General features: G+C 62.8%; 14 protein-coding genes and 1 pseudogene. 10 read left to right on the top strand and 5 right to left on the bottom strand.

Features of this window, described 5'->3' with window-relative positions:
• Position 1: 1 nt before the first annotated feature.
• Positions 2-1,543 carry a type II secretion system ATPase GspE gene (gene gspE, locus AABE10_RS21985; RefSeq protein ID WP_342935360.1) on the bottom strand — a complete coding sequence of 514 codons (1,542 nt, stop codon included), beginning with the start codon at positions 1,541-1,543 and terminating at the stop codon, positions 2-4.
• Positions 1,540-4,044: a type II secretion system secretin GspD gene (gene gspD / locus AABE10_RS21980; RefSeq protein WP_342935359.1), complete on the bottom strand. Its 2,505-nt coding sequence runs from the start codon at positions 4,042-4,044 to the stop codon at positions 1,540-1,542. The genes gspE and gspD overlap by 4 nt, the downstream gene beginning before the upstream one ends.
• 503 nt (positions 4,045-4,547) lie before the next feature.
• Between gspD and AABE10_RS21975 the strand changes: the two are divergent.
• Together AABE10_RS21975 and AABE10_RS21970 are read left to right on the top strand one after the other, a co-directional pair.
• A pseudogene (locus AABE10_RS21975) lies at positions 4,548-4,982 on the top strand (lytic transglycosylase domain-containing protein); the annotation flags it as partial.
• A gap of 185 nt (positions 4,983-5,167) precedes the next feature.
• On the top strand, positions 5,168-6,448 hold the full coding sequence (locus tag AABE10_RS21970; protein ID WP_342935358.1) for a GTP-binding protein: 1,281 nt from the start codon (positions 5,168-5,170) through the stop codon (positions 6,446-6,448).
• Positions 6,449-6,534: 86 nt separating this feature from the next.
• On the opposite strand, the gene AABE10_RS21965 is transcribed toward AABE10_RS21970, so the two are convergent.
• Positions 6,535-6,813: an HU family DNA-binding protein gene (locus AABE10_RS21965; protein ID WP_007581741.1), complete on the bottom strand. Its 279-nt coding sequence runs from the start codon at positions 6,811-6,813 to the stop codon at positions 6,535-6,537.
• Between the two features lie 490 nt (positions 6,814-7,303).
• On the opposite strand from AABE10_RS21965, the gene mnmC reads away from it, so the two are divergent.
• The 8 genes from mnmC (at position 7,304) to AABE10_RS21925 (ending at position 17,523) form a co-directional block, all read left to right on the top strand.
• A complete protein-coding gene (gene mnmC / locus AABE10_RS21960) occupies positions 7,304-9,271 on the top strand; it encodes a bifunctional tRNA (5-methylaminomethyl-2-thiouridine)(34)-methyltransferase MnmD/FAD-dependent 5-carboxymethylaminomethyl-2-thiouridine(34) oxidoreductase MnmC (RefSeq protein ID WP_342935357.1) in 1,968 nt (655 codons plus the stop codon).
• Between the two features lie 891 nt (positions 9,272-10,162).
• Positions 10,163-11,365: a cation:proton antiporter gene (locus AABE10_RS21955; protein ID WP_342935356.1), complete on the top strand. Its 1,203-nt coding sequence runs from the start codon at positions 10,163-10,165 to the stop codon at positions 11,363-11,365.
• A 170-nt stretch (positions 11,366-11,535) separates the two neighbouring features.
• Positions 11,536-12,651 (top strand): YbdK family carboxylate-amine ligase, encoded by a 1,116-nt coding sequence (locus tag AABE10_RS21950; protein ID WP_342935355.1) that lies wholly within the window; start codon positions 11,536-11,538, stop codon positions 12,649-12,651.
• A gap of 671 nt (positions 12,652-13,322) precedes the next feature.
• Positions 13,323-13,967, top strand: coding sequence for a MarR family winged helix-turn-helix transcriptional regulator (locus AABE10_RS21945; protein WP_342935354.1), 645 nt, complete (start codon positions 13,323-13,325; stop codon positions 13,965-13,967).
• A 133-nt stretch (positions 13,968-14,100) separates the two neighbouring features.
• On the top strand, positions 14,101-14,814 hold the full coding sequence (locus AABE10_RS21940) for a glutamine amidotransferase (protein WP_342935353.1): 714 nt from the start codon (positions 14,101-14,103) through the stop codon (positions 14,812-14,814).
• A 17-nt stretch (positions 14,815-14,831) separates the two neighbouring features.
• Positions 14,832-15,548, top strand: a complete 717-nt coding sequence (locus AABE10_RS21935) for an MOSC domain-containing protein (protein WP_342935352.1) — start codon at positions 14,832-14,834, stop codon at positions 15,546-15,548.
• A gap of 118 nt (positions 15,549-15,666) precedes the next feature.
• Positions 15,667-16,779 carry an NADH:flavin oxidoreductase/NADH oxidase gene (locus tag AABE10_RS21930; RefSeq protein WP_342935351.1) on the top strand — a complete coding sequence of 371 codons (1,113 nt, stop codon included), beginning with the start codon at positions 15,667-15,669 and terminating at the stop codon, positions 16,777-16,779.
• A gap of 261 nt (positions 16,780-17,040) precedes the next feature.
• Complete coding sequence (locus tag AABE10_RS21925; protein ID WP_090870666.1) at positions 17,041-17,523, top strand: SET domain-containing protein; 483 nt, start codon at positions 17,041-17,043, stop codon at positions 17,521-17,523.
• A 56-nt stretch (positions 17,524-17,579) separates the two neighbouring features.
• Here AABE10_RS21925 and AABE10_RS21920 read toward each other — a convergent pair whose 3' ends face one another.
• Together AABE10_RS21920 and AABE10_RS21915 are read right to left on the bottom strand one after the other, a co-directional pair.
• Positions 17,580-19,079, bottom strand: a complete 1,500-nt coding sequence (locus AABE10_RS21920; RefSeq protein WP_342935605.1) for a sensor histidine kinase N-terminal domain-containing protein — start codon at positions 19,077-19,079, stop codon at positions 17,580-17,582.
• Positions 19,080-19,331: 252 nt separating this feature from the next.
• Positions 19,332-20,018 carry a response regulator transcription factor gene (locus AABE10_RS21915; protein WP_007581727.1) on the bottom strand — a complete coding sequence of 229 codons (687 nt, stop codon included), beginning with the start codon at positions 20,016-20,018 and terminating at the stop codon, positions 19,332-19,334.
• Between the last annotated feature and the right edge of the window lie 93 nt (positions 20,019-20,111).

Below are 20,111 nucleotides of genomic sequence, written 5' to 3'. Positions count from 1 at the left end.
CTCAGACTCCGCCCGTCACGCGTATCACTTCCTCGAGCGACGTCATGCCCGACGCCAGCCAGCGCTCGCCATCCTCGCGCAACGTGCGCATGCCCTGCGCGCGGCCCGCTTCCGCAATTTCGGCGTCGGCGGCATTGCGGTGGACCAGCGTGCGGATCGATTCGTCGATGTTGAGCAGTTCATACACGCCGCGACGCCCGGCGTACCCCGAATGCCCGCACTTGTCACAGCCGACGGGGTGCCACACCTTGCGGCCGCCTTCTTCTTCGCGCTCTTCCTTGCACACGGGACACAGCCGCCGCACGAGACGCTGCGCGAGCACGCCGAGCAGCGACGACGCGAGCAGATACGGCTCGACGCCCATATCCGTCAAACGCGTCACGGCCGATGCGGCATCGTTCGTGTGCAGCGTCGCGAGCACGAGGTGGCCGGTCAGCGACGCCTGCACCGCGATCTGCGCTGTTTCGAGGTCGCGGATTTCGCCGATCATGATGATGTCCGGGTCCTGACGCAGAATCGAACGCAGCGCGCGGGCGAAGGTCATGCCGATGCGCTCGTTCACCTGCGTCTGACCGATGCCGGACAGGTCGTATTCGATCGGGTCTTCGACGGTCATGATGTTCGTCGTCGCCGTTTCGAGCCGCGACATCGACGCGTAGAGCGTCGTCGTCTTGCCCGAACCCGTCGGGCCCGTGACGAGCACGATGCCGTGCGGACGCGAAATCAGCTTGTCGAACTGCGCGAGCGTATCGGGCGCCATGCCGAGCGCTTCGAGATTCAGGCGCTGCGCGTCTTTTTCCAGCAGACGCAACACCGCGCGCTCGCCGTGACCCGTCGGCAGTGTCGAGACGCGCACGTCGACAGGCCGTCCACCGACGCGCAGCGTAATGCGGCCATCCTGCGGCAGACGCTTCTCGGCGATGTCGAGCTGCGCCATGATCTTGATCCGCGAAATCAGCGCGCCGTGCAGCGCCTTTTTCGGACGCACGACATCGCGCAGCGTGCCGTCGACGCGAAAACGCACCACCGATGCATTCTCGAACGGCTCGATGTGAATATCCGATGCCTGCTCGCGCGCGGCCTGCGTGAGCAGCGCGTTGATCATGCGGATGATCGGCGCGTCGTCTTCCGATTCCAGCAGGTCTTCCACTTCGGGAATGTCCTGCATCAGACGCGACAGATCGACTTCGCCTTCCACTTCGCCGACCACCTGTGCCGCGCTGCCATCCTGGCGCGCGTACGCCTGATTGATCGCCTGCGCGAGTTCGTCCGCGTTCGTGCGCACGACCGATACCGCGCCGAAATTGCGCACGACTTCGGCGAGCGCGGCCTGACTCGTGCGCTCGCTGATCCACACCTCCATCGTATCGGCGTGCTGATGCGCGACGAGGATCTGACCGCTCTTCGCGAAGCCGTACGGCACGAGCCGCGCGGCGAGCGGCGAGGGCGCTTCGCGCGCTGTTTGAGCGGATGTTTCCGGTGCTTCGCGTACGCCTTCCGTCGTAGCGGCGGCGTGCGGCCCGGAAAGCGGCGTCGTGCTCACGGTCTTGCTCCGGGTGAGGCAATCGTGCCTTGGGTTGCAGCACCTGGCGTGCCCGGCGTTCCGTTCGTGCCATTGGCGCCGTTCGCGGTGTTCGTGCCGTTCACGCTGTTTACACCATTCGCGCCGTTGGTGCCGTTGATGCTGTTCACACCACTTGCGCCGTTCAGAGCGTTCGCACCGTTTGCAGCACCGTTTGCGCCGTTCACACCATTCGGACCATTCGCGCCATTGGGACCATACACGTCACTCGCGCCATTCGGCGCCTGCGGCCGGCGCGTCATGTTGTTGAAGTCGAGCAGATTCTGCGCGGGCACGCCGCCTTCGCTCGGTCCCGGTGGTGCGGGCGGCAGCATCGGCACGTTCTTGTCGCGGATCAGGTTATTGTCCGTCTGATAGTCGCCCTGCTGCGCGCGCAGATAGTCGTAACGGCTCAGCGCAATCGACGAACTCGTCGCCTGATCTCGCACGATCACGGGCCGCAGGAACACCATCACATTGGTCTTCGTGCGCGTCTTGTTTTCCGAGCGGAACAACTGGCCGAGCCACGGGATGTCGCCGAGCAGCGGCACCTTGCTATTGCCGTTCGAGTAGTTGTCCTGCATCAGGCCGCCGAGCACGATGATCTCGCCATCGTCGGACAGCACCGTCGACTGCACCGAACGCTTGATGATCGTCACGCCGCCCGGATTGTTCGTCGACGTCGGATCGACGGACGAGTCTTCCGAATAGATTTGCAGCTTGATGATGCCGCCATCGGTAATCTGCGGCTTCACGTGCAGCACGATACCGACGTCCTGCCGGTCGAACGTGTTGAACGCGGTCACGGACGTCGCGGCGTTCGCGGTCGGCGTCGCATACGAACCCGTCACGACAGGCACGTTCGAGCCGACGACGATCTTTGCTTCCTCGTTGTCGAGCGTGATCAGGTTAGGCGTCGACAGGATGTTCGCGTCGCTCGATTGCGACAGCGCCTGCAACAGGCCGCCGAGACCGAACACATTGCCGAAGCGGTGCAGCAGGCCGATATTCAGGCCGTTGTTCAGCAGGCTCGTGCCTGTCGTCGCGAGCGCCGCGGCCGGGTTGTTCGCGATGATCGCGCCCTGCGCGGTCAGGTTCACGATGCCCTGGCTGCCGTTCGAATTGAAGTTCGAACTACCGTACAGACCGTTGTTGCCGCCGTTCGACAGCAGCGCGCCCTGCCACTGGATACCCAGATTCGCGCTCGTCGTCGCCGACAGCTCGACGATCAGCGCCTCGATATACACCTGCGCGCGGCGCGAATCGAGCTGGTCGATCACGCTGCGCAGATTGCGGTAGACGGGGTCGGACGCGGTGATGATCAGCGAGTTCGTCGCCGAGTCGGCCTGGATCATGCCGCCGGGCTGGTTCTCGTCGTTGCCGCCGCCGCCTTCCTTTTCGCCAAGAAACGCCGCGTTGTTGTTGCCCTGGCCGCCATAGTTGCTGCCGCCGCCAAGCGGATTGCTGCCCATCGACGACGACGACGAACCACCGAGCGAGCCGCCTGGCAGCGGAGGCTGGCCCGACGTGCCCGTCGACGAGCTCGAGTTGCCCTGGTTGAACGAGTTGGCAGCATTGCCGCCGCTCGACGACGTCGATTCGTTGCCGCCCTTGCCGAGCATGCCGCGCAGCGTCTTCGCAAGCCGCACGGCATCGGCGTTGCGCAGTTGCACGACGTGGATGTTGCCGGGCTGGCCCGTTGCCGCATCGAGCTGCTTCGCAAGCGACTTCGCCGCCGCGAGGCGCGCCGCGTTCGACGCGCGCAGCATCAGCGAATTCGTGCGCGGATCAGCCTGCACGGAGACCTTCAGCGTCGCATCCGTATTACCGATCGAACCGGGGTCGAGCATCTTGGACATCTGCGTTGCAACGTCGATCGCGTTCGCGTTCTTCAGCTGCACGACCTGCACCTGCTGGCCGGCTGCCGTATCGACGCCCGCGATGATCTGCGCGATGCGGCGCACGTTATCCGCGTAGTCGGTGACGACGATCGTGTTGTTCGACGGATACGCGGCGACCGTGTTGTTCGGCGAGATGAGCGGGCGCAGCACGGGCAACAGGTTGTTCGCCGATTCGTTCTTCAGCTGGAACACCTGCGTGATGACCTGATCGCCGCGCGCCGCGGGCGCGTTGCCGACGTAGGTCGGCACGCCCTGCAGTTTAGCGTCGGCTTCGGGCACCACCTTTAGCACGCCGTGATCCTGCACCAGCGAAAAGCCCTGCATCCGCAACGCGGACTGCAAGGTCTTCAATGCCTGGTCTTCGGGGACAGGGTTCTCGGACACGAGATTCAGCTGCCCTTTCACGCGCGGGTCGACGATGATCGTCTTGCCCGTCGCCGCGCCGATCGCCTTGGCGACCTGGTCGATGTCGGCGTTGACGAAATTGAGCGTCACCTGTGCGTGTGCAGTGTGCGCAGTGATCATGCCAGCGACCAGCAGCGCTGTCGCCACGCGACGCAATGCCATACGATTTCTTCTCATGGATAGGATTTCGAAGCCGACGGTGTGATCCGCCGACGATCATGCACAGTGGACGACCGGCCGACACAACGTCGTCCTCGGTCTGACGCGACGTTCCCACAGCAGCGAATGCCGGAAACGCCTTGCTTCCCTGTAACCGAAAACAATGAACAGTAACAGCTTTTCGTGTCGGAAATGTCACAAAAACCGGAAGGCCGGTTCGATTCCTCTAACGATTTCAATCAGACTATCGTCCGATTGCGTGCTTCGTTACGTTCTTGAAAGTTTATGACTCGGACCGTACGTTGTTACACACGGTTTCCCTTTGGCCGCCATTTACTGGCTTATGTCGGTTGGCCAACTTTGACGCGACATATCCAGCCGGTATGATACGGGCGGATCCAGTCATCCGAGCATAACATGCGTAGCGGGTTTTCCCGAGTGCAGGCCCGCCGGATAAGGGTTTCGAGTCGTCTTTACCGTTTTTTCCGTTCGCACACCGACATAGTTCGCCATCTTGACCGATGAAGCCGTCCTCACTCACCGTCGCCGTTGGACTTGCAGCGCTGCTGGGCGCCGGGTCTGCGCGCGCGGACTGCTTTGACGAGGCCGCCAGTTATCAGAAAGTCAATCCGCTGATCCTGCGGGCCATCGCCTGGCAGGAATCGCACAACCGTCCAGCCGCAGTGCACAAGAACGCCAACGGCTCCACCGATTACGGCGTCATGCAGATCAACTCCGTGCATCTGCCCACGCTTGCGCAGTACGGCATTTCGCAGGGTACGTTGATGGAGCCGTGCAAGAACGTGTACATCGCTGCATGGCATCTGCGGCAGAAGATGAACAAGTACGGCAACACGTGGGCGGCCGTCGGCGCATACCATTCCGAAACGCCATCGCTGCGCGACGAGTACGCAAGGCAAATCGTTGCGATACTTCGCAAGTGGAACCTGATGCCTCCCGTCAATGGTCGCGCACGCACGTCCGTCACCGCGGACAACGACACGCGTCGATCTCCCGCCAATTGATGCACAATGCGGCTTCGTGCTGCTGCCGGTTAGCGTCCACTTCCGTCTGAGTCCGAAGCCCGCTGTCTGACGCCCACCGGCGCATTGTCTTTCACCTTCGAGTTTTTCGCACCACGATGAACCAGCCGCTTTTGCCCGTCACCGTGATTTCCGGTTTTCTGGGCGCCGGCAAGACCGCGCTCGTCGATCAGATTCTGTCCACCCGCAACGGCCCGCGCGTAGCGGCGATCGTCACCGATCTCGCCGCCGTTCGCGTCGATATCGACAACGCAGCGCCCGCGTCTTCCACGGCTTCGCGCATCGAACTGCCGAACGGCTGCGTCTGCGTGCAAGCCGGAGAAGATCTGCTCGAACAGATACTGGAACTCGCGTCTGCGGCTGATCGCTTCGATGCCGTCGTAATCGAAGCATCGGGTATCGACGAACCGATGGATCTCGTCGAGTCGATCATCGAGGACGAATCGCTGAGCGCGCGCGTGCGTGTCGACACTGCTGTGACGGTTGTCGATGCAGCCAATTTTCTGCGCGACTATGCATCGACGGATGCGCTGTCCGAGCGCGGCATCGCCGCCCATGAACACGATGACCGAACGATCGTCGAGGTGCTGATCGAGCAGATCGAGTTCAGCGACGTACTCGTGATCAACAAGGCCGACCTCGTTTCCGCCGACGATCTCGCGCATTTTCAGGCGATCCTCGCCGCGCTCAATCCGCGCGCGGCGCAGATCGCGAGCAGCTACGGCAACACGCCCATCGACGAAGTGATTGGCACGGCGCGCTTCGATTACGACGCGACGTCCAACGCGGCGGGCTGGCTCGCGTTGCTGCACGATCCGCTCAGTCATCAGGAAGCGGGCGGGGGCAGAGGCGTCGGACACATCGTCTATCGCGCGCGGCGGCCGTTTCATCCGCAGCGTCTATGGGCGCTGCTCCACGAGGAATGGAAGGGCGTGCTGCGCGGCAAGGGCTTCTTCTGGCTTGCGACGCGCAACGACATTGGCGGTTCGCTGTCGCAGGCGGGCGGCGCATGCCGACCCGCGCCTGCCGGAACATGGTGGGCCGCGCAGGATCGCAGCGAATGGCCCGACGGAGACGACGAGCTGCTCGAAGAGATCGCGGCGGACTGGCATGGCGACGCAGACGACTTCACGATCGGCGACCGTCGCCAGGAGCTGGTGCTGATCGGCGTCGATATCGAACCGGCGAAGTGGCGGGCAAAGTTCGACGCGTGCCTGTTGACGGACGCCGAATATGCATTGGGCGCGGAAGGCTGGCGGCGACTGCCGGACCCGTTCCCCGCGTGGAATCTCGAAGACGACGACCACGATCACGAACATGATCACGATCATGCGCATCATCACCATCACGATAACGATGGCGATCACCACCATCATTGAACATGATCGACTGACGCCCGTCATCGCGAAGCGCGGACGAAAAAAAACCCGCCAGTGGCGGGTGTCAACAAATCAGGCGCTGATGCTTAGCGCTTGTTGACTGCGTCCTTGAACGCCTTGCCAGCCGTGAACTTGACGGTCTTCGCGGCCGGAATCTTGATGGTTTCGCCCGTCTTCGGGTTGCGGCCCGTACGTGCTGCGCGCTTGCCCGAACCGAAGCTGCCGAAGCCGATCAACTGGACTGCATCACCCTTCGCCACAGCCTTCTTGATAACTTCAAGCAGCGTGTCCAGCGTTTCGCCGGTTTGAGCCTTGCTGGCGCCCGTCTGACCTGCGACGGCGTCGATCAGTTCCTGTTTGTTCATTAAGGTTCCTTTCTGGTTTAGGTTGACACGAACAGCGCGAACGCGCCGATTATACGTGCGCGCGCCGCGCCGTCGAGCAGCGACGGCTCGGGAATACCCCGCACTCCCGCGGCACGCAAGGCAACGCGCAGAGCACCGTGCTGCCGCTTCCCTCGCGGCGCTTGCTATGATAGCGCAGCGCAAACCCAATCTGGATAAGGGTTTCGAAGAATTACACGCTGCAACGCCTTATACAGCATGGAAAGCAGCTTTTTTTACTTCGAGCGCATCGAATAGACACTATTGGCAGCGCTCAAAGCCCCGTCAGCGTTGGTTTTTGCCAACGTTCGGCCGGTCTGGGACGGCCGCCAGGCGGCGTCTGGACGGGGTTTAACGGGTGTTGGCCCGAGCTTCCAGCGTCGCGATCAGCGTTCATGAGGACGTTTGCCTGCATCCGGATTTATCCCGGATTCCTCCCGAATTCATTCTTCCGCACTGCATCTCAACGCGCATGACCGAGCCGCTCATTCCCGCCGTTCTTGCCTTTCGCGACAACGGCACACCGTATTCCCCGCGTTACGAAGACATCTATCACAGCGCGGTTGGCGCGCTTGAGCAGGCGGAGCATGTCTTTCTCAAGGGCAACGATCTGCCTGAGCGCTGGCAAAAGCGGCGGCTCTTTACCGTGCTGGAGACGGGTTTCGGGATCGGCATCAACTTTCTCGCGACGTGGGCCGCATGGCGCGCGGACCCCGATCGCTGCGACCGGCTGCACTTCGTCTCGACCGAAAAGCATCCGTTCGCGGCGGCCGATCTGATCGCGGCAAGCGCGCCAGCCGTTGCAGATACATCGATTGCGCCGCTCGCCCGGCAGCTCGCCGATGCGTGGCCGACGCTCGTGCCCGGCATGCATCGGCTCGAATTCGAAGACGGCCGCGTGACGCTCACGCTCGTCTTCGGCGACGCTGCGCATATGCTGCACTCGCTCTGGCTGCGCGCCGATGCGTTCTATCTGGACGGCTTTTCGCCCGCCAAAAATCCCGAGCTATGGACGCCCGCGGTCTTCAAGTCGCTCGCGCGCCTCGCCGGCGATCATGCGACCTTCGCCACTTATACGAGCGCGGGCGAGGTCAAACGCGCTCTGCAGCAAGCCGGCTTCGAGTATCGCAAGATTGACGGATTCGGATGGAAGCGGGCAATGCTCGTCGGCCACTTTGCGCCGCGCTACCGCGTGCGGCGTCACGAGCCGCCGCTGCCGCTTGCCGTCGATGAACGGCATGCGATCGTCATCGGCACGGGGCTCGCCGGTTGCGCCGCGATCGACCGTCTGACCGCGCGCGGCTGGCGCGTGACGTCGCTCGAACGGCATCCGGCCGTCGCCCGCGATGCATCGGGCAATCCCGCCGGCGTGTTTCATCCGATGATGTCGCGCGACGATAGCGTCGGCTCGCGCATCACACGCGCCGGTTTCCTCTATGCGTTGCGGCATTGGTCGTCGCTGGAGCGGCGCGGTCATCGTCCGATGCGCGGTCCTGAAGGACTTTTGCAAATCGCCGCCGACGAAGACGAAGCGGTCGCAATGGCTCAGGCATTTGCCGCGTTCGCCTATCCACAGGACTACGTGACACCCGTTTCATCCGACGATGCGCAGCGCATCGCCAACATGCGCGTTGCGCGAGGCGGCTGGCTGTTTCCGCACGGCGGCTGGATCTCGCCTGCGTCGCTGTGCGCCGCGCAGTGCGATGCGTCGCAGGCGTTGCTCGAACGGCGCTTCGATGTCGAAGCCGCGCGCGTCGAACGCATGGGCAACGAGTGGCTCGTCGTCGATCCCGACGGCGACCCGATCGCCAGCGCGCCTGTCGTCATCTTTGCCAATGCGCATGAAGCAGCGCGCGTCGCCGGCTTGCGTCATGCGCCGACGCGCAGCGTGCGCGGCCAATTGACGCTGCTATCCGAAAGCGCTGCAAAAGCGCTTCGCATGCCCGTGATCGGCGAAGGGTACGCGGTGCCGCTACCCAACGGCATCACGCTGACGGGCGGGAGCTACGACATCGACGATCCCGACACCGCCTTGCGGACCGACGCGCACATCGAAAACATCGAGCGCATCGCGCGCCTGCTGCCCGATATGGGCGAAGCGATCGATACGGGAAAGCGGGCGTCGCTGGAAGGGCGCGTCGGGTTCCGCTGCGTGACGAGCGACCGCTTGCCGATGATCGGCGCGTTCGCCGACGAATCGGCGGCCATTCGCGACGCCGACAAGCTGCGCGGCGCGTGGCCACTCGATCTGCCGCGTACACAGGGACTCTATGGCGCATTCGCGTTCGGCTCGCGCGGACTGATATGGGCGTCGCTCGGCGCCGAACTGATCACATCGCAGATCGAAGGCGAGCCCTGGCCGGTCGAGCGCGAGCTAGCGGAAGCCCTCGACCCCGCGCGCTTTCTCCTGCGCGCACTGCGCCAGGGAACCGCGCGCTGAGGTTCATTCCCGTCGAAAGTTATCCACGGCGCTCTGTGGATAACCGGAAGAATTGCACGCGAAACTCGTGTGGAATCGATGTGGACGTAAACGGGGTAACTCGAGCACTCCACAAAACCCATGAAAAGTTATCCGCAGAAGCCTGCCCGGCGCGCACATCAAACGCATCCGGTTATGCGTTCGGCAAGACGCTGATTCGTTTCGGTAAACGCGGCTTGTCCACAGAAACGCGGCGGCCTTGTTAACTTCTACTACGTATACATACAGGTAAACCTACAGATAAAAGGCCTGCGGTCAATCGACGCGCGACGGCATCGTTTCGACTCTGTTCAAAAGTCGGCTTCGCTCGCTTCGCGAACGGGCCTGCGTGCGCGAAGCGCGAGACTCAAAAGTACGGTTGCTTGAACGACCAAACTCGATGACGATCCAACGCAAGATTCCTCCGGGCAAACCCGCTCAAAGCAGGCGCAGCAAGGCGTTCAGCTGCAAACAGCGGCGGGTTTCCGGTCGCTTTTTCCTGTTGTCATGTAATTAGCGTACGTTTTTACCGCTTTGACTGTCTGTTCGACGCTTTTCCGTCAATCGTAAAAAACCTATGGCACAATCGCCGTTCTTCCGCGTCGTGTTTTGCCTCCGCACCGACGCGCCAATGGAACGGTTGCCGGACCACCAGAATCTGATTCAAAAGTCGACGGCGCTCTTTTCACTCACGTCGGGCCGCCCGTAGTCACGCGGCATCGGCATGTTCGTTTCAGTTTTTCATCCGATCGTTGACAGCTCGCAACGCCGGTAGACGCGAACCGATCGCGGCAACGGATACGGCGTGCGCTTCGCGTGCCGCTTTTGCCCGTCCGCGTTGCCAGCGGTTGTCGTAAAGGAGAAGCCACCACGATGAAGTCGGCGTTTTCATTTTTTCCAGCGTGGCCGCTCACGCCCGATGCCATTTTCTGGGCAGGCCTTGCATTGCTCGCCGCGGGGCTCGTCGGCGAGTTGTGCTATCGCGCGTGGCATCTGCCGCGCGTTTCCGGCTATGCCGTGATCGGACTGATCGCGGGCGCGGCGGGGTCCGGCGTGATCGATCCGGAGTCATCGGCGGCCGCGCGTCCGCTGCTCGATGTCGCGCTCGGTCTTCTGCTGTTCGAGCTCGGCAGCCGGCTGGACTTGCGCTGGATTCGCCGCAATACATGGCTCATCGTGTCGAGCGTCGCCGAATCGACGCTGACGTTCGTGCTCGTGCTGCTCGTGCTGTTGTTCCTGAAAGTGCCGACGGTGACGGCGCTCGTGCTCGCGTCGATCGCGATGGCGACGTCGCCCGCGATGGTGATCCAGCTGAAAACCGAGTTGCGCGCAGAAGGCCAGGTCACACAGCGTCTGATGACGCTCACCGCGCTGAACAGCATGTATGCCGTGATCGTCGAAAAACTCGCGTCGGGCTGGCTGCATCAGGAGGCGTACGGCAATCTGCTCGCGACGATTCTTCAACCGCTTTATCTGCTGATCGGTTCGCTGATCCTTGCGTACCTGGTCGCGCGGACGATCACGTTCTTTTACAAGCGCGTGAATCTTCAGGACGAGCACTCGTTCGTCGCGCTGTTCGGCCTTGTGCTGCTGGCGATCGCGGTTGCGCATGTCTTCAAGCTGTCGACGATACTGAGCCTGCTCGCCGCCGGCATCATCGTGAAGAATCTGGAAGCGCGCCCGCAGCTTTGGCCGCAGCATTTCGGCACGGCCGGCTGGCTGTTGACGGTGATTCTGTTCGTGCTCACCTTGACGACCTTCGAATGGAAGGACATCGCGATGGGCGGTATCGCCGCCGTCGGGCTGATCGTCGCGCGGCTGATCGCGAAGCTGGTCGGCGTGCTCGCGTTCGCCAAGCCGAGCGGTCTGAACATGAAGCAGGGCATGGCGCTCGGCCTGTCGCTGTCGCCGATGTCGGCGCTCGCCTATCTGCTCGTCGACGACACCTACCAGCTTTATCCAACTTTCGACCCGACGCTGCGCGCGATCATCATGTGCACGATCGTCGTCTTGCAGCTCGTCGGGCCTTGGCTCGTGTACCGCTCCCTCGCGCTTGTCGGCGAGCGGCGCGAGTGAATATGCATCAGCGCGGATGAGCGCGGCAAAATAAGCGCAGCGAGAAGGGCTGCAAAAAGCGCGGCAAATCTTTCGCGCATCAGTGCGCCTAGCCGCGGCATCCGACAGTCAATCCGGCCAGACGCGTTCGACATCGTTCGCCGCCCGGCCGACATGAATCAGGAAACGCCATGTCACTCGAAGCCTTCGTCGATTCGAAACCGTTCACGTTCGGTGTCGAACTCGAGATGCAAGTCGTCAATACGCACGACTATGATCTGACCAAAGCGGGCACGGATCTCATGCGGCTCATCAAGGACGAAAAGATTCCCGGCAACATCACGCCGGAAATTACCGAAAGCATGATCGAGCTGTCGACGGGCATCTGCACGACGCACGAGCAGGCCGTCGCCGATCTGAGAGCGATTCGCGATGTGCTCGTCGCCGCGGCCGACCGCCTGAATGTGGGCTTGTGCGGCGGCGGCACGCACGCGTTCCAGCAATGGAGCGAACGGCAGATCGTCGATACGCCGCGCTTTCAATACCTTTCGGAACTCTACGGTTATCTTGCGAAACAGTTCACGGTGTTCGGCCAGCACGTGCACATCGGCTGTCCGGATGCGGATAGCGCGTTGTTCCTGCTGCATTCGATGTCGCGCTACATTCCGCATTTCATCGCGCTGTCGGCATCGTCGCCGTTCGTACAGGGCGTCGATACGGGCTTTCACTCGGCACGCCTGAACTCCGTGTTCGCGTTTCCGATGTCGGGCCGCGCGCCGTTCGTCCTCACGTGGGAGAGCTTCAAGGAATATTTTTCGAAGATGGTGCATACGGGCGTCGTCAACAGCATGAAGGACTTTTACTGGGACATCCGGCCCAAGCCCGGCTTCGGCACGATCGAAGTGCGGGTGATGGACACGCCGCTTTCGGTGGATCGCGCGGCCGCCATCGCGTGCTACATCCAGACGCTCGCGCGGCATCTGCTGCTCGACAAGCCATTGACGCCAAAGGAAGACGACTACCTCGTCTACACGTTCAACCGCTTCGAGGCCTGCCGCTTCGGCCTCGCGGGCACCTGCATCGATCCGCAGACGGGCGAACGCCGCACCATTTCCGAAGACATCATCCACACGCTCGAACGCATCGCACCTCACGCGGATGCGCTGGCATCGGGCAACGCTCTGGAGGAAATCGGCGCGATCGCGCGCGGTCAGGTCAACGATGCGACGTGGCTGCGCAACGTCGTCAAGCAGGAGAAATCGCTGCATGAAGCCGTGCGGCAGCAGTGTCTGCAATGGCGCGCGTGAGCCGGACCGCACGATTCGATCCCGCATGCGCTTGCGGCGCTATCGCTGCGCTGCAAATAGGCGAAGGCGCATAACCCCGACGAAACCCGCTTTTTTGCGGGTTTTTTATTTGTCGAATGCCGATGGCGGGTGCTTCAGGTATTTCCAATGTTTACGTATACAAACGTAGTAGTAGTTAACAAGCATTGCGTTCGCCTGTGGACAACCGAATAATTTCCTGAAAACTCAACGGACTGTGTAAACGATAACCGCGCGGATCGGTCGTGCATCGCGACCGGGAACCCAGGACAACAATCTGCCGCACGTTCGTCGGCGCTCCTGTTATCAAGAATCGGCGCACATGTCGTCCCGGTCTTATCCCGGGGTTATCCACAGATTGCATGGGATAACTTAGCTGTACGATTCGCCGCTCTCGAATAGAATGTCGTTTTTCGTTGTTGCCGTCAGTTTTCGAGCAGGAAAGCGAAACAGTCGCAACGGAACACGGAGCGTTAGCAGTCCCGGTGCAAGCGGCCGAAACAGGCCTGCGTCACAGGTATTTTTGAGATAGTAGATATTGGCGAGCCGGATTGACCGGCGAATCGTCGTCCCCAACAGACTGTCGGCGAGCCGGCATCGCAGATCGGATGTCGACGCGCAACGGCATGCAGTCAACAAACGAACGAAAGACTATGAGCGAAGGCGTATACGGAGAGCAGGCAACCGGGCGGGTGACCCACAGCCTGTTGCGACTCAGCACGGCGATGCGGAGCCAGGCATGGGAGTGGGCGGAAGGCGCGGGTTTGACGCCGACTCAAGGCGAGATCCTCGTGCTGCTGATGCAGCGCAAGGGGCCGATGCGTCTCGGCGAAATCGCCCGCGAAACGGCGCTGACGGCCGCGACCACGAGCGATGCCGTCAGCACACTGGAAAGCAAGGGCCTGGTCGAAAAGCGCCGCGCCCTGGACGACGGACGCGCGCTCGCCGTGCGTCTGACGGCACGCGGCCGCACCGCGGCCAAGCGCGCCGCGCAATGGCCCGACTTCCTCGCGAAGGCGGTCGGCACGCTGCGCGATGAAGAACAATCGCTGTTCTATCGCACGCTGCTGAAGACCGTGCGCCAGCTGGAAGTGCAAGGCCATATTCCGCCGCACCGGATGTGCGTGACATGCACGCATTTCGAACCGAGCAAGAACCCGAAGAAAACGCCGCATCGCTGCGTGTTGCTCGATCTGTCGATGGTGGACACCGACCTGCGCCTGGACTGCTCGGTGCACGAAACGGCCGACGCCGCCACGCAGAAAAAGACCTGGAAGATTTTCGCGCAGCAAGCCTGAGTCGGCTAAACTGCGAAGCCGGCCGCCGATCGATCGGCGGCCGGCTGCGCGCGCGTCGCCCGTGCATCGGCAGGCGGCGTGTCTTTCGACGCGTCGTTCGGCGTGTTTAGTCAACCTGACGGTGGATTTGCCGATGAATCACGAAGTTCTGGCCATACGCCACGTGCACTTCGAGGATCTGGGCAGTCTCGAACGGGTGCTCGGCGACCGGGGGCGCCCGGTCCGTTATCTCGATGTCGGCTTCGCGCGCATCGAGGCGCCGGACCCTGTGATGCCGTCGCTGATGGTGATTCTCGGCGGCCCGATCAGCGCGTACGACGACGACCATTACCCGACGCTCGGGCCGCTCGTCGCGATGATCGAAAAGCGCATCGCGGCCGGCTTGCCGACGCTCGGCATCTGTCTTGGCGCGCAACTGATCGCGCGCGTGCTCGGCTCGCGCGTCTATCCGTCGGGCAATACCGAAATCGGCTGGACACCGCTGACGCTCACCGACGCCGGCAAGCGTTCGCCGCTGCGCCATCTCGACGGAGCGCACACGTCGATGCTTCATTGGCACGGCGACACATTCGATCTTCCGCAAGGCGCGGTGCATCTCGCATCGACGCCCGCCTGCGATAACCAGGCGTTCTCATGGGGCAAGCACGTGCTTGGCCTGCAATGCCATCCGGAAATCCGCACCGACCGATTCGAGCCGTGGCTGATCGGCAATGCCGGCGAAATCGCGGGTCATGGCCTCGACGTGCGCAAGCTGCGTGCCGATACGGCCATGCACGGCCCGACGCTGGAAGGCGCGGCGTGCACAATGTTCGGCGAATGGCTCGATCAACTCGCAACGAAGTCCTGAATTTTCGATAGCCTGCCGTGGATAACCGCGTTTTTACCGTCGATGCCGTGCTGACCGGCAAGATTGCGCAACTCGGCGAGCACGGCAAGACGAGCGCAATCGGCAAGACGCCCGTCGAAGGGCGCGTATGTCTCGGCGAAACGGGACTCGAAGGCGATCAGCAAGCCGAACTCAAGCATCATGGCGGCCCCGAAAAGGCGCTGCATCACTATGCGTTCGATCACTACGCGACGTGGCGCGCGCAATGGCACGCGGGCGAGGTCGGTCTCGCGCGGCTCGGTGGCCCCGGCGCGTTCGGCGAAAACATCAGCACATCCGGCATGACGGAAACGAACGTTTGCGTCGGCGACGTGTATCGGATCGGCAGTGCGATCGTGCAGGTGTCACAGCCGCGACAGCCGTGCTGGAAGCTGAACCTGTGTTTCGGCCGCGCGGACATGTCGCGCGCAGTGCAGGACACGCGTCGCACCGGTTGGTATTACCGCGTGCTCGAAGCAGGAGAGATAGGCGCAGGCGATGCGATCGAACGGCTTGCGCGTCCTCATGCCGAGTGGACAGTCGAGCGTCTGTTGCGCGTGCTGTACGTCGATCGCGACGATTTGCGCGCGCTCGAAGGCATGGCGAAGCTCGATACGCTCACGGCTTCGTGGCGGAAGATCGCGATCAGTCGCATCGAAAGCGGCCAGGTCGAATCGTGGACGAAGCGCCTCGACACACCCGCTGCCCAACACTGATTCATTTCATTCGCTGCGCGGTTCAGGCATGACGGCAATGAAGCAGCCGAACGTCTGCAGCGATTCAGGGCGGGTGCTATCCTCAATCGCTCTTGAGTTTGAACGGGCATTCAAAGCCATGAGCGCTCTCTTTACTCCGCTCACGCTGCGTAGCGTGACGCTGCCAAACCGCATCGTCGTGTCACCCATGTGTCAGTACTCCGCCGAACGCGGCGAAGCGACGGCATGGCACATGATTCATCTCGGTCATCTCGCGCTGTCGGGGGCGGGCATGCTGTGCATCGAAGCGACGGCCGTCGAGCCCGATGGCCGCATCACGCCCGCCGATCTCGGCCTGTGGGACGACGTGACGGAAGATGCGCTGAAGCCCGTGCTGGCCGCGATTCGCAAGCATTCGAAAGTGCATGTCGCGATGCAGCTGTCGCATGCGGGCCGCAAGGCATCGAGTGACGTGCCGTGGGAAGGCGGGCAACTGATCCCCGTCGCCGAAGGAGGCTGGCTGCCGCATGCGCCGTCGGCCCTGCCGCACAAGGCTGGCGAAGAGCCGCCGCTTGCGCTCGACATTCCGGGCCTCAATCGCATTCGCGAAGCGTTCGCAGCGACGGCGCGCCGTGCCGCGCGTCTCGGCATCGATGCACTCGAAGTGCACGCCGCACACGGCTATCTGCTGCATCAGTTCCTGTCGCCAATCGCCAACCAGCGCACCGACGACTATGGCGGCTCGCGCGAAAACCGGATGCGTTTTCCACTCGAAATCTTCGACATCGTGCGTGCCGCGTTTCCCGCCGACAAACCCGTCGGCATACGCGTGTCGGCGATCGATTGGGTCGAGGGCGGCATCGCGATCGAAGACACGATCGCCTTTGCGCAGGAGTTGAAGAAGCGCGGCTGCGACTGGATCGACGTGTCGTCGGGTGGTGTGTCGCCGTTGCAGAAGATTCCGCTCGAGCCCGGCTATCAGGCGCCGTTCGCGAAAGCGGTGAGGGCGGCGACGGGCATGACGACGATCGCCGTCGGCCTCATCACGGACCCCGAGCATGCCAACGGCCTGATCGAAGAAGGCGACGCGGATCTCGTCGCGATGGCCCGCGCAATGCTCTACGATCCGCGCTGGCCGTGGCATGCGGCCGCGAAGCTCGGCGCGAGCGTCGATGCCCCGCCGCAATACTGGCGCTCTCAACCGCGCGATCAGAAGGCGCTGTTCGGTGACATCTCGTTCGGTCAGCGCTGACATGTTTGCTTTCCCGCGCGCAGGATTTGCCGCGAACCGCTCACTGCAAATGCAGATGGTCACGTTTGACGGTTGAACGAAGCCGCATCATCCGTGTACGATTTCGTTTGTGACGCTTCGTGCATCACATCGACGCGGCGCCAGCACGGCGCCGCGTTTGCTATCCGCGTCGGAAAACCAGCGTGACGGACGCGGCACATGGCGCGGCGGCATCGCAGAACAACAGCTTGCTCACCCAACGTTCTACAAAGGATTGATTCAATGAGTTCACGCAGGATCGCTGTGCGTCAATCGGGCGTGCACGGCAAAGGCGTGTTTGCACTCGAACCGATCGCAGCCGGCGAGCGCCTGATCGAATACAAGGGCGAACGGATCTCGTGGAAGGAAGCGTTGCGGCGCCATCCTCACAATCCGGACGAACCGAATCACACGTTCTACTTCGCGCTCGACAACGGGGACGTGATCGACGGCAAGGTGAAGGGCAATAGCGCGCGCTGGATCAACCACTCGTGCGCGCCGAATTGCGAGGCGGAAGAAATCGACGGCCACGTGTATATCGACGCATTGCGCGATATCGGCGCGGGCGAAGAACTGTTCTACGACTACGGGCTCGTGATCGATGCACGGCAGACGAAGAAGCTGAAGAAAGAATACGAATGCCGTTGCGGCGCGCGGAAATGCCGGGGCACGATGCTCGCCGAGCCGGATAAGAAAAGCGAGAAGAAGTCGAAGAAGAAAAAGTGAGCGGCGCGCTGCCGTGACGAAGGCAGCGCGTTCACGATCCCGCTATCGGACAGTCGTCACGGATCGACCGGCGCATGCGCCGGTTTTTTTGTGTCGCGGACGGGATCGCGCTCGGCCAGCACGGCACCCGTCGCAACAGGAAGGCGCACGATGAAGCGCGCACCGCCTTCAGGCGCGTCCTCGTAATGCACGCTGCCACGATGCAGCACCATGATGTCGTGCACGATCGCAAGGCCGAGACCCGCGCCGCCATCGACACTCCCGTCGCTCTGCCCCTGACCGTCGCCGCGGAAAAAACGCTTGAAGAGATCCGGCTGCTGTTTCGGCGGCACGCCGGGGCCGTTGTCCTCGACGGTAACTTCCGCCATCGCGACGCCGTCCACCACGGTCTGCGAGACGGTCATCGTGATCCGCGCGCCGTCGAGCCGCGACGGCGGCACATACTTCAGCGCGTTGTCGAGCAGATTCGCGATCACTTCGCGCAGCAGCACGGGATTGCCGCGCGCGACCAGCGGATGATCGTTCGACGGATCGTCGAGCCGTTGAAAACCGAGGTCGACATGCACGGCGAGCGCGCGCGGCACCCATTCGGCGCCCGTGTCGAAAGCGAGCGACGCGACATCGAGATTGACGAAACGCGCGGCCTGCTCGCCCGGTTCTGCGCGCGCCAGCGACAGCAACTGGTTCGACAGACGCACCGCGCGATCGGCTGCTGCGCGCAGTTCCTTGACGGCCGCGAGCGTCTGCTGCGGATCGCGCGCGATGGCCGCCTGCTCCGCGTGCAGCTTGATCGCGGTGAGCGGCGTGCGCAGCTGATGCGCGGCGTCCGCGATGAACTTGCGCTGCGCGTCGAGCGCGCTTTTCAGGCGGTCGAGCAGACCATTCAGCGCGCCCGTCAGCGGACGGATTTCGAGGGGAACGAAAGATTCGTCGACGGGTTCTAGCGACGTGTGCGTCTGCCGGTTGAGCGAATCGGCGAGATCGGTGAGGGGGTTGAGCTGCTGGTTCACGACGCGCCACACGATCACCCAGCCGGCGAGCAGCAGAAGCAGTAGCGGCATCATGATCGCGATCAGAAATTCGGCAGCGATGCGAAAACGATGACGCACCGGCTGGCCGACTTCGATGACGACGGGATTGCCCGTCGGCTGATCGACGCGCACTTGCGCGACGCGCACGGCCGTGCCTTCGTGCTGCGTTTCGAACACATACGCGTAATGCATGCGCCTCACGTTCGTGCCTTGCAGCGGCAGCTTCGGGTCGCCGGCGATTTCGGCGTCGCCCGTGCTGATCCGGTACACGAGCTGTTCGACGGGATCGGAGAACATTGCCTGCGCGAGCGGCGGCACCGTGATCGGCGCCTCGGGGCCAGCAATCTGGATCTGCTTCGAAATGGCTGTGGCGAGATCGGCGAGCGAACGGTCGACGACGTGCTGCGTGTATTGCCACGCGAGCCAGTATGCGATGAGGCCGCTCATCAGCGCGAGCAGCGAAAGCGGAGCGGCGAGCCGGCGCAACAACTGGCGGCGCAGGCTATTCGCGGCGGGATAGGGCATGATCAAACCCGCGATAAAAGGCTGGCGCCGACGGACGATCGGCAGCATCAGCGCACGTTTGAACGGCGGGTTTCAGCGGCGCGCGCTCGACGGGTCGCATGAGGCATGCATCGCAGGTGCGACGCGAGGCTCGCGCGATCCTGGCTGGCCGCTGCCGGGCTGAATGGCACAGGCGACCGCCGCGCATTCGATGCGCTCGCGGTCGCCTGTCGGACAGCCCGGACGCCGTCAGACCAGACGGTCTGACGACAATTATGACGCCTGTCGGATTTCCTGGAGCAGATAGCCGAAGCCACGCACCGTGACGATCTCGACCCGGCAGTTCTCCAGTTTTTTGCGCACGCGATGCACATAGACTTCGATGGCCGTATCGCCGAGATCGCCGCCGAAATGCGTCAGGTGATCCTGCAACTGTGCCTTGCTGACGACGCGGCCATGGCGCAGCAGCAGCATTTCGAGCACGGCGAATTCGCGCGGCGACAGTTCGAGCGGCTTGTCGTCGTTAAAGATGCGGCGATCGACGCCCGACAGACGCACGCCGCCCAGCGACACTTCGGGACGCGGCATGTCGCCGTGCGGCCCGCTGCGGCGCATCACGGCGCGAATGCGTGCTTCGAGTTCTGCGGGCTCGAACGGTTTCAGCATGTAGTCGTCGGCGCCGGAGTTGAGCCCTTGCACCCTGTCGTTCAGCTCATCACGCGCGGTCAGCACGATCACGGGCGTATGACGGTTGCTCTGACGGAAGCGCGAGAGCAGCGTCATGCCGTCGATGCCGGGCAAGCCCAGATCGAGGATCACGAGTTCGTGGCGGTTTTGCGTGAGGGCCTGTTCGGCGAAGATGCCGTCGTGGACCATGTCGACTGTGAAGCCGGCTTGTTCGAGACTGCTTTGGATGCCGCGTGCGATTGGGCGGTCATCTTCGATCAGAAGGAGTCGCATGGATTTCGCTCAAGTACAATGGGTTAGGCATGAGGCACGCGGTTCGCCGGGGCGCCTGCTGCACAGAATGCCGCGCGACGTGCCATTCGATAC

Origin of the sequence: Paraburkholderia diazotrophica, assembly GCF_038900755.1 — a bacterium.
GTDB lineage: Bacteria > Pseudomonadota > Gammaproteobacteria > Burkholderiales > Burkholderiaceae > Paraburkholderia > Paraburkholderia diazotrophica_A.
Note: the sequence above shows the minus strand (reverse complement) of the source record. Positions and strands in the feature narration are given on the sequence as shown.

Excerpts from the sequence above, each read along its gene's own strand:
- AABE10_RS21950 (WP_342935355.1), top strand. The coding sequence starts at position 11,536 with ATGTCACTCGAAGCCTTCGTCGATTCGAAACCGTTCACGTTCGGTGTC.
- AABE10_RS21925 (WP_090870666.1), top strand. The coding sequence starts at position 17,041 with ATGAGTTCACGCAGGATCGCTGTGCGTCAATCGGGCGTGCACGGCAAA.
- gspD (WP_342935359.1), bottom strand. The coding sequence starts at position 4,044 with ATGAGAAGAAATCGTATGGCATTGCGTCGCGTGGCGACAGCGCTGCTG.
- AABE10_RS21915 (WP_007581727.1), bottom strand. The coding sequence starts at position 20,018 with ATGCGACTCCTTCTGATCGAAGATGACCGCCCAATCGCACGCGGCATC.
- AABE10_RS21970 (WP_342935358.1), top strand. The coding sequence starts at position 5,168 with ATGAACCAGCCGCTTTTGCCCGTCACCGTGATTTCCGGTTTTCTGGGC.
- mnmC (WP_342935357.1), top strand. The coding sequence starts at position 7,304 with ATGACCGAGCCGCTCATTCCCGCCGTTCTTGCCTTTCGCGACAACGGC.
- AABE10_RS21920 (WP_342935605.1), bottom strand. The coding sequence starts at position 19,079 with ATGCCCTATCCCGCCGCGAATAGCCTGCGCCGCCAGTTGTTGCGCCGG.
- AABE10_RS21945 (WP_342935354.1), top strand. The coding sequence starts at position 13,323 with ATGAGCGAAGGCGTATACGGAGAGCAGGCAACCGGGCGGGTGACCCAC.
- AABE10_RS21955 (WP_342935356.1), top strand. The coding sequence starts at position 10,163 with ATGAAGTCGGCGTTTTCATTTTTTCCAGCGTGGCCGCTCACGCCCGAT.
- AABE10_RS21965 (WP_007581741.1), bottom strand. The coding sequence starts at position 6,813 with ATGAACAAACAGGAACTGATCGACGCCGTCGCAGGTCAGACGGGCGCC.
- AABE10_RS21940 (WP_342935353.1), top strand. The coding sequence starts at position 14,101 with ATGAATCACGAAGTTCTGGCCATACGCCACGTGCACTTCGAGGATCTG.
- AABE10_RS21930 (WP_342935351.1), top strand. The coding sequence starts at position 15,667 with ATGAGCGCTCTCTTTACTCCGCTCACGCTGCGTAGCGTGACGCTGCCA.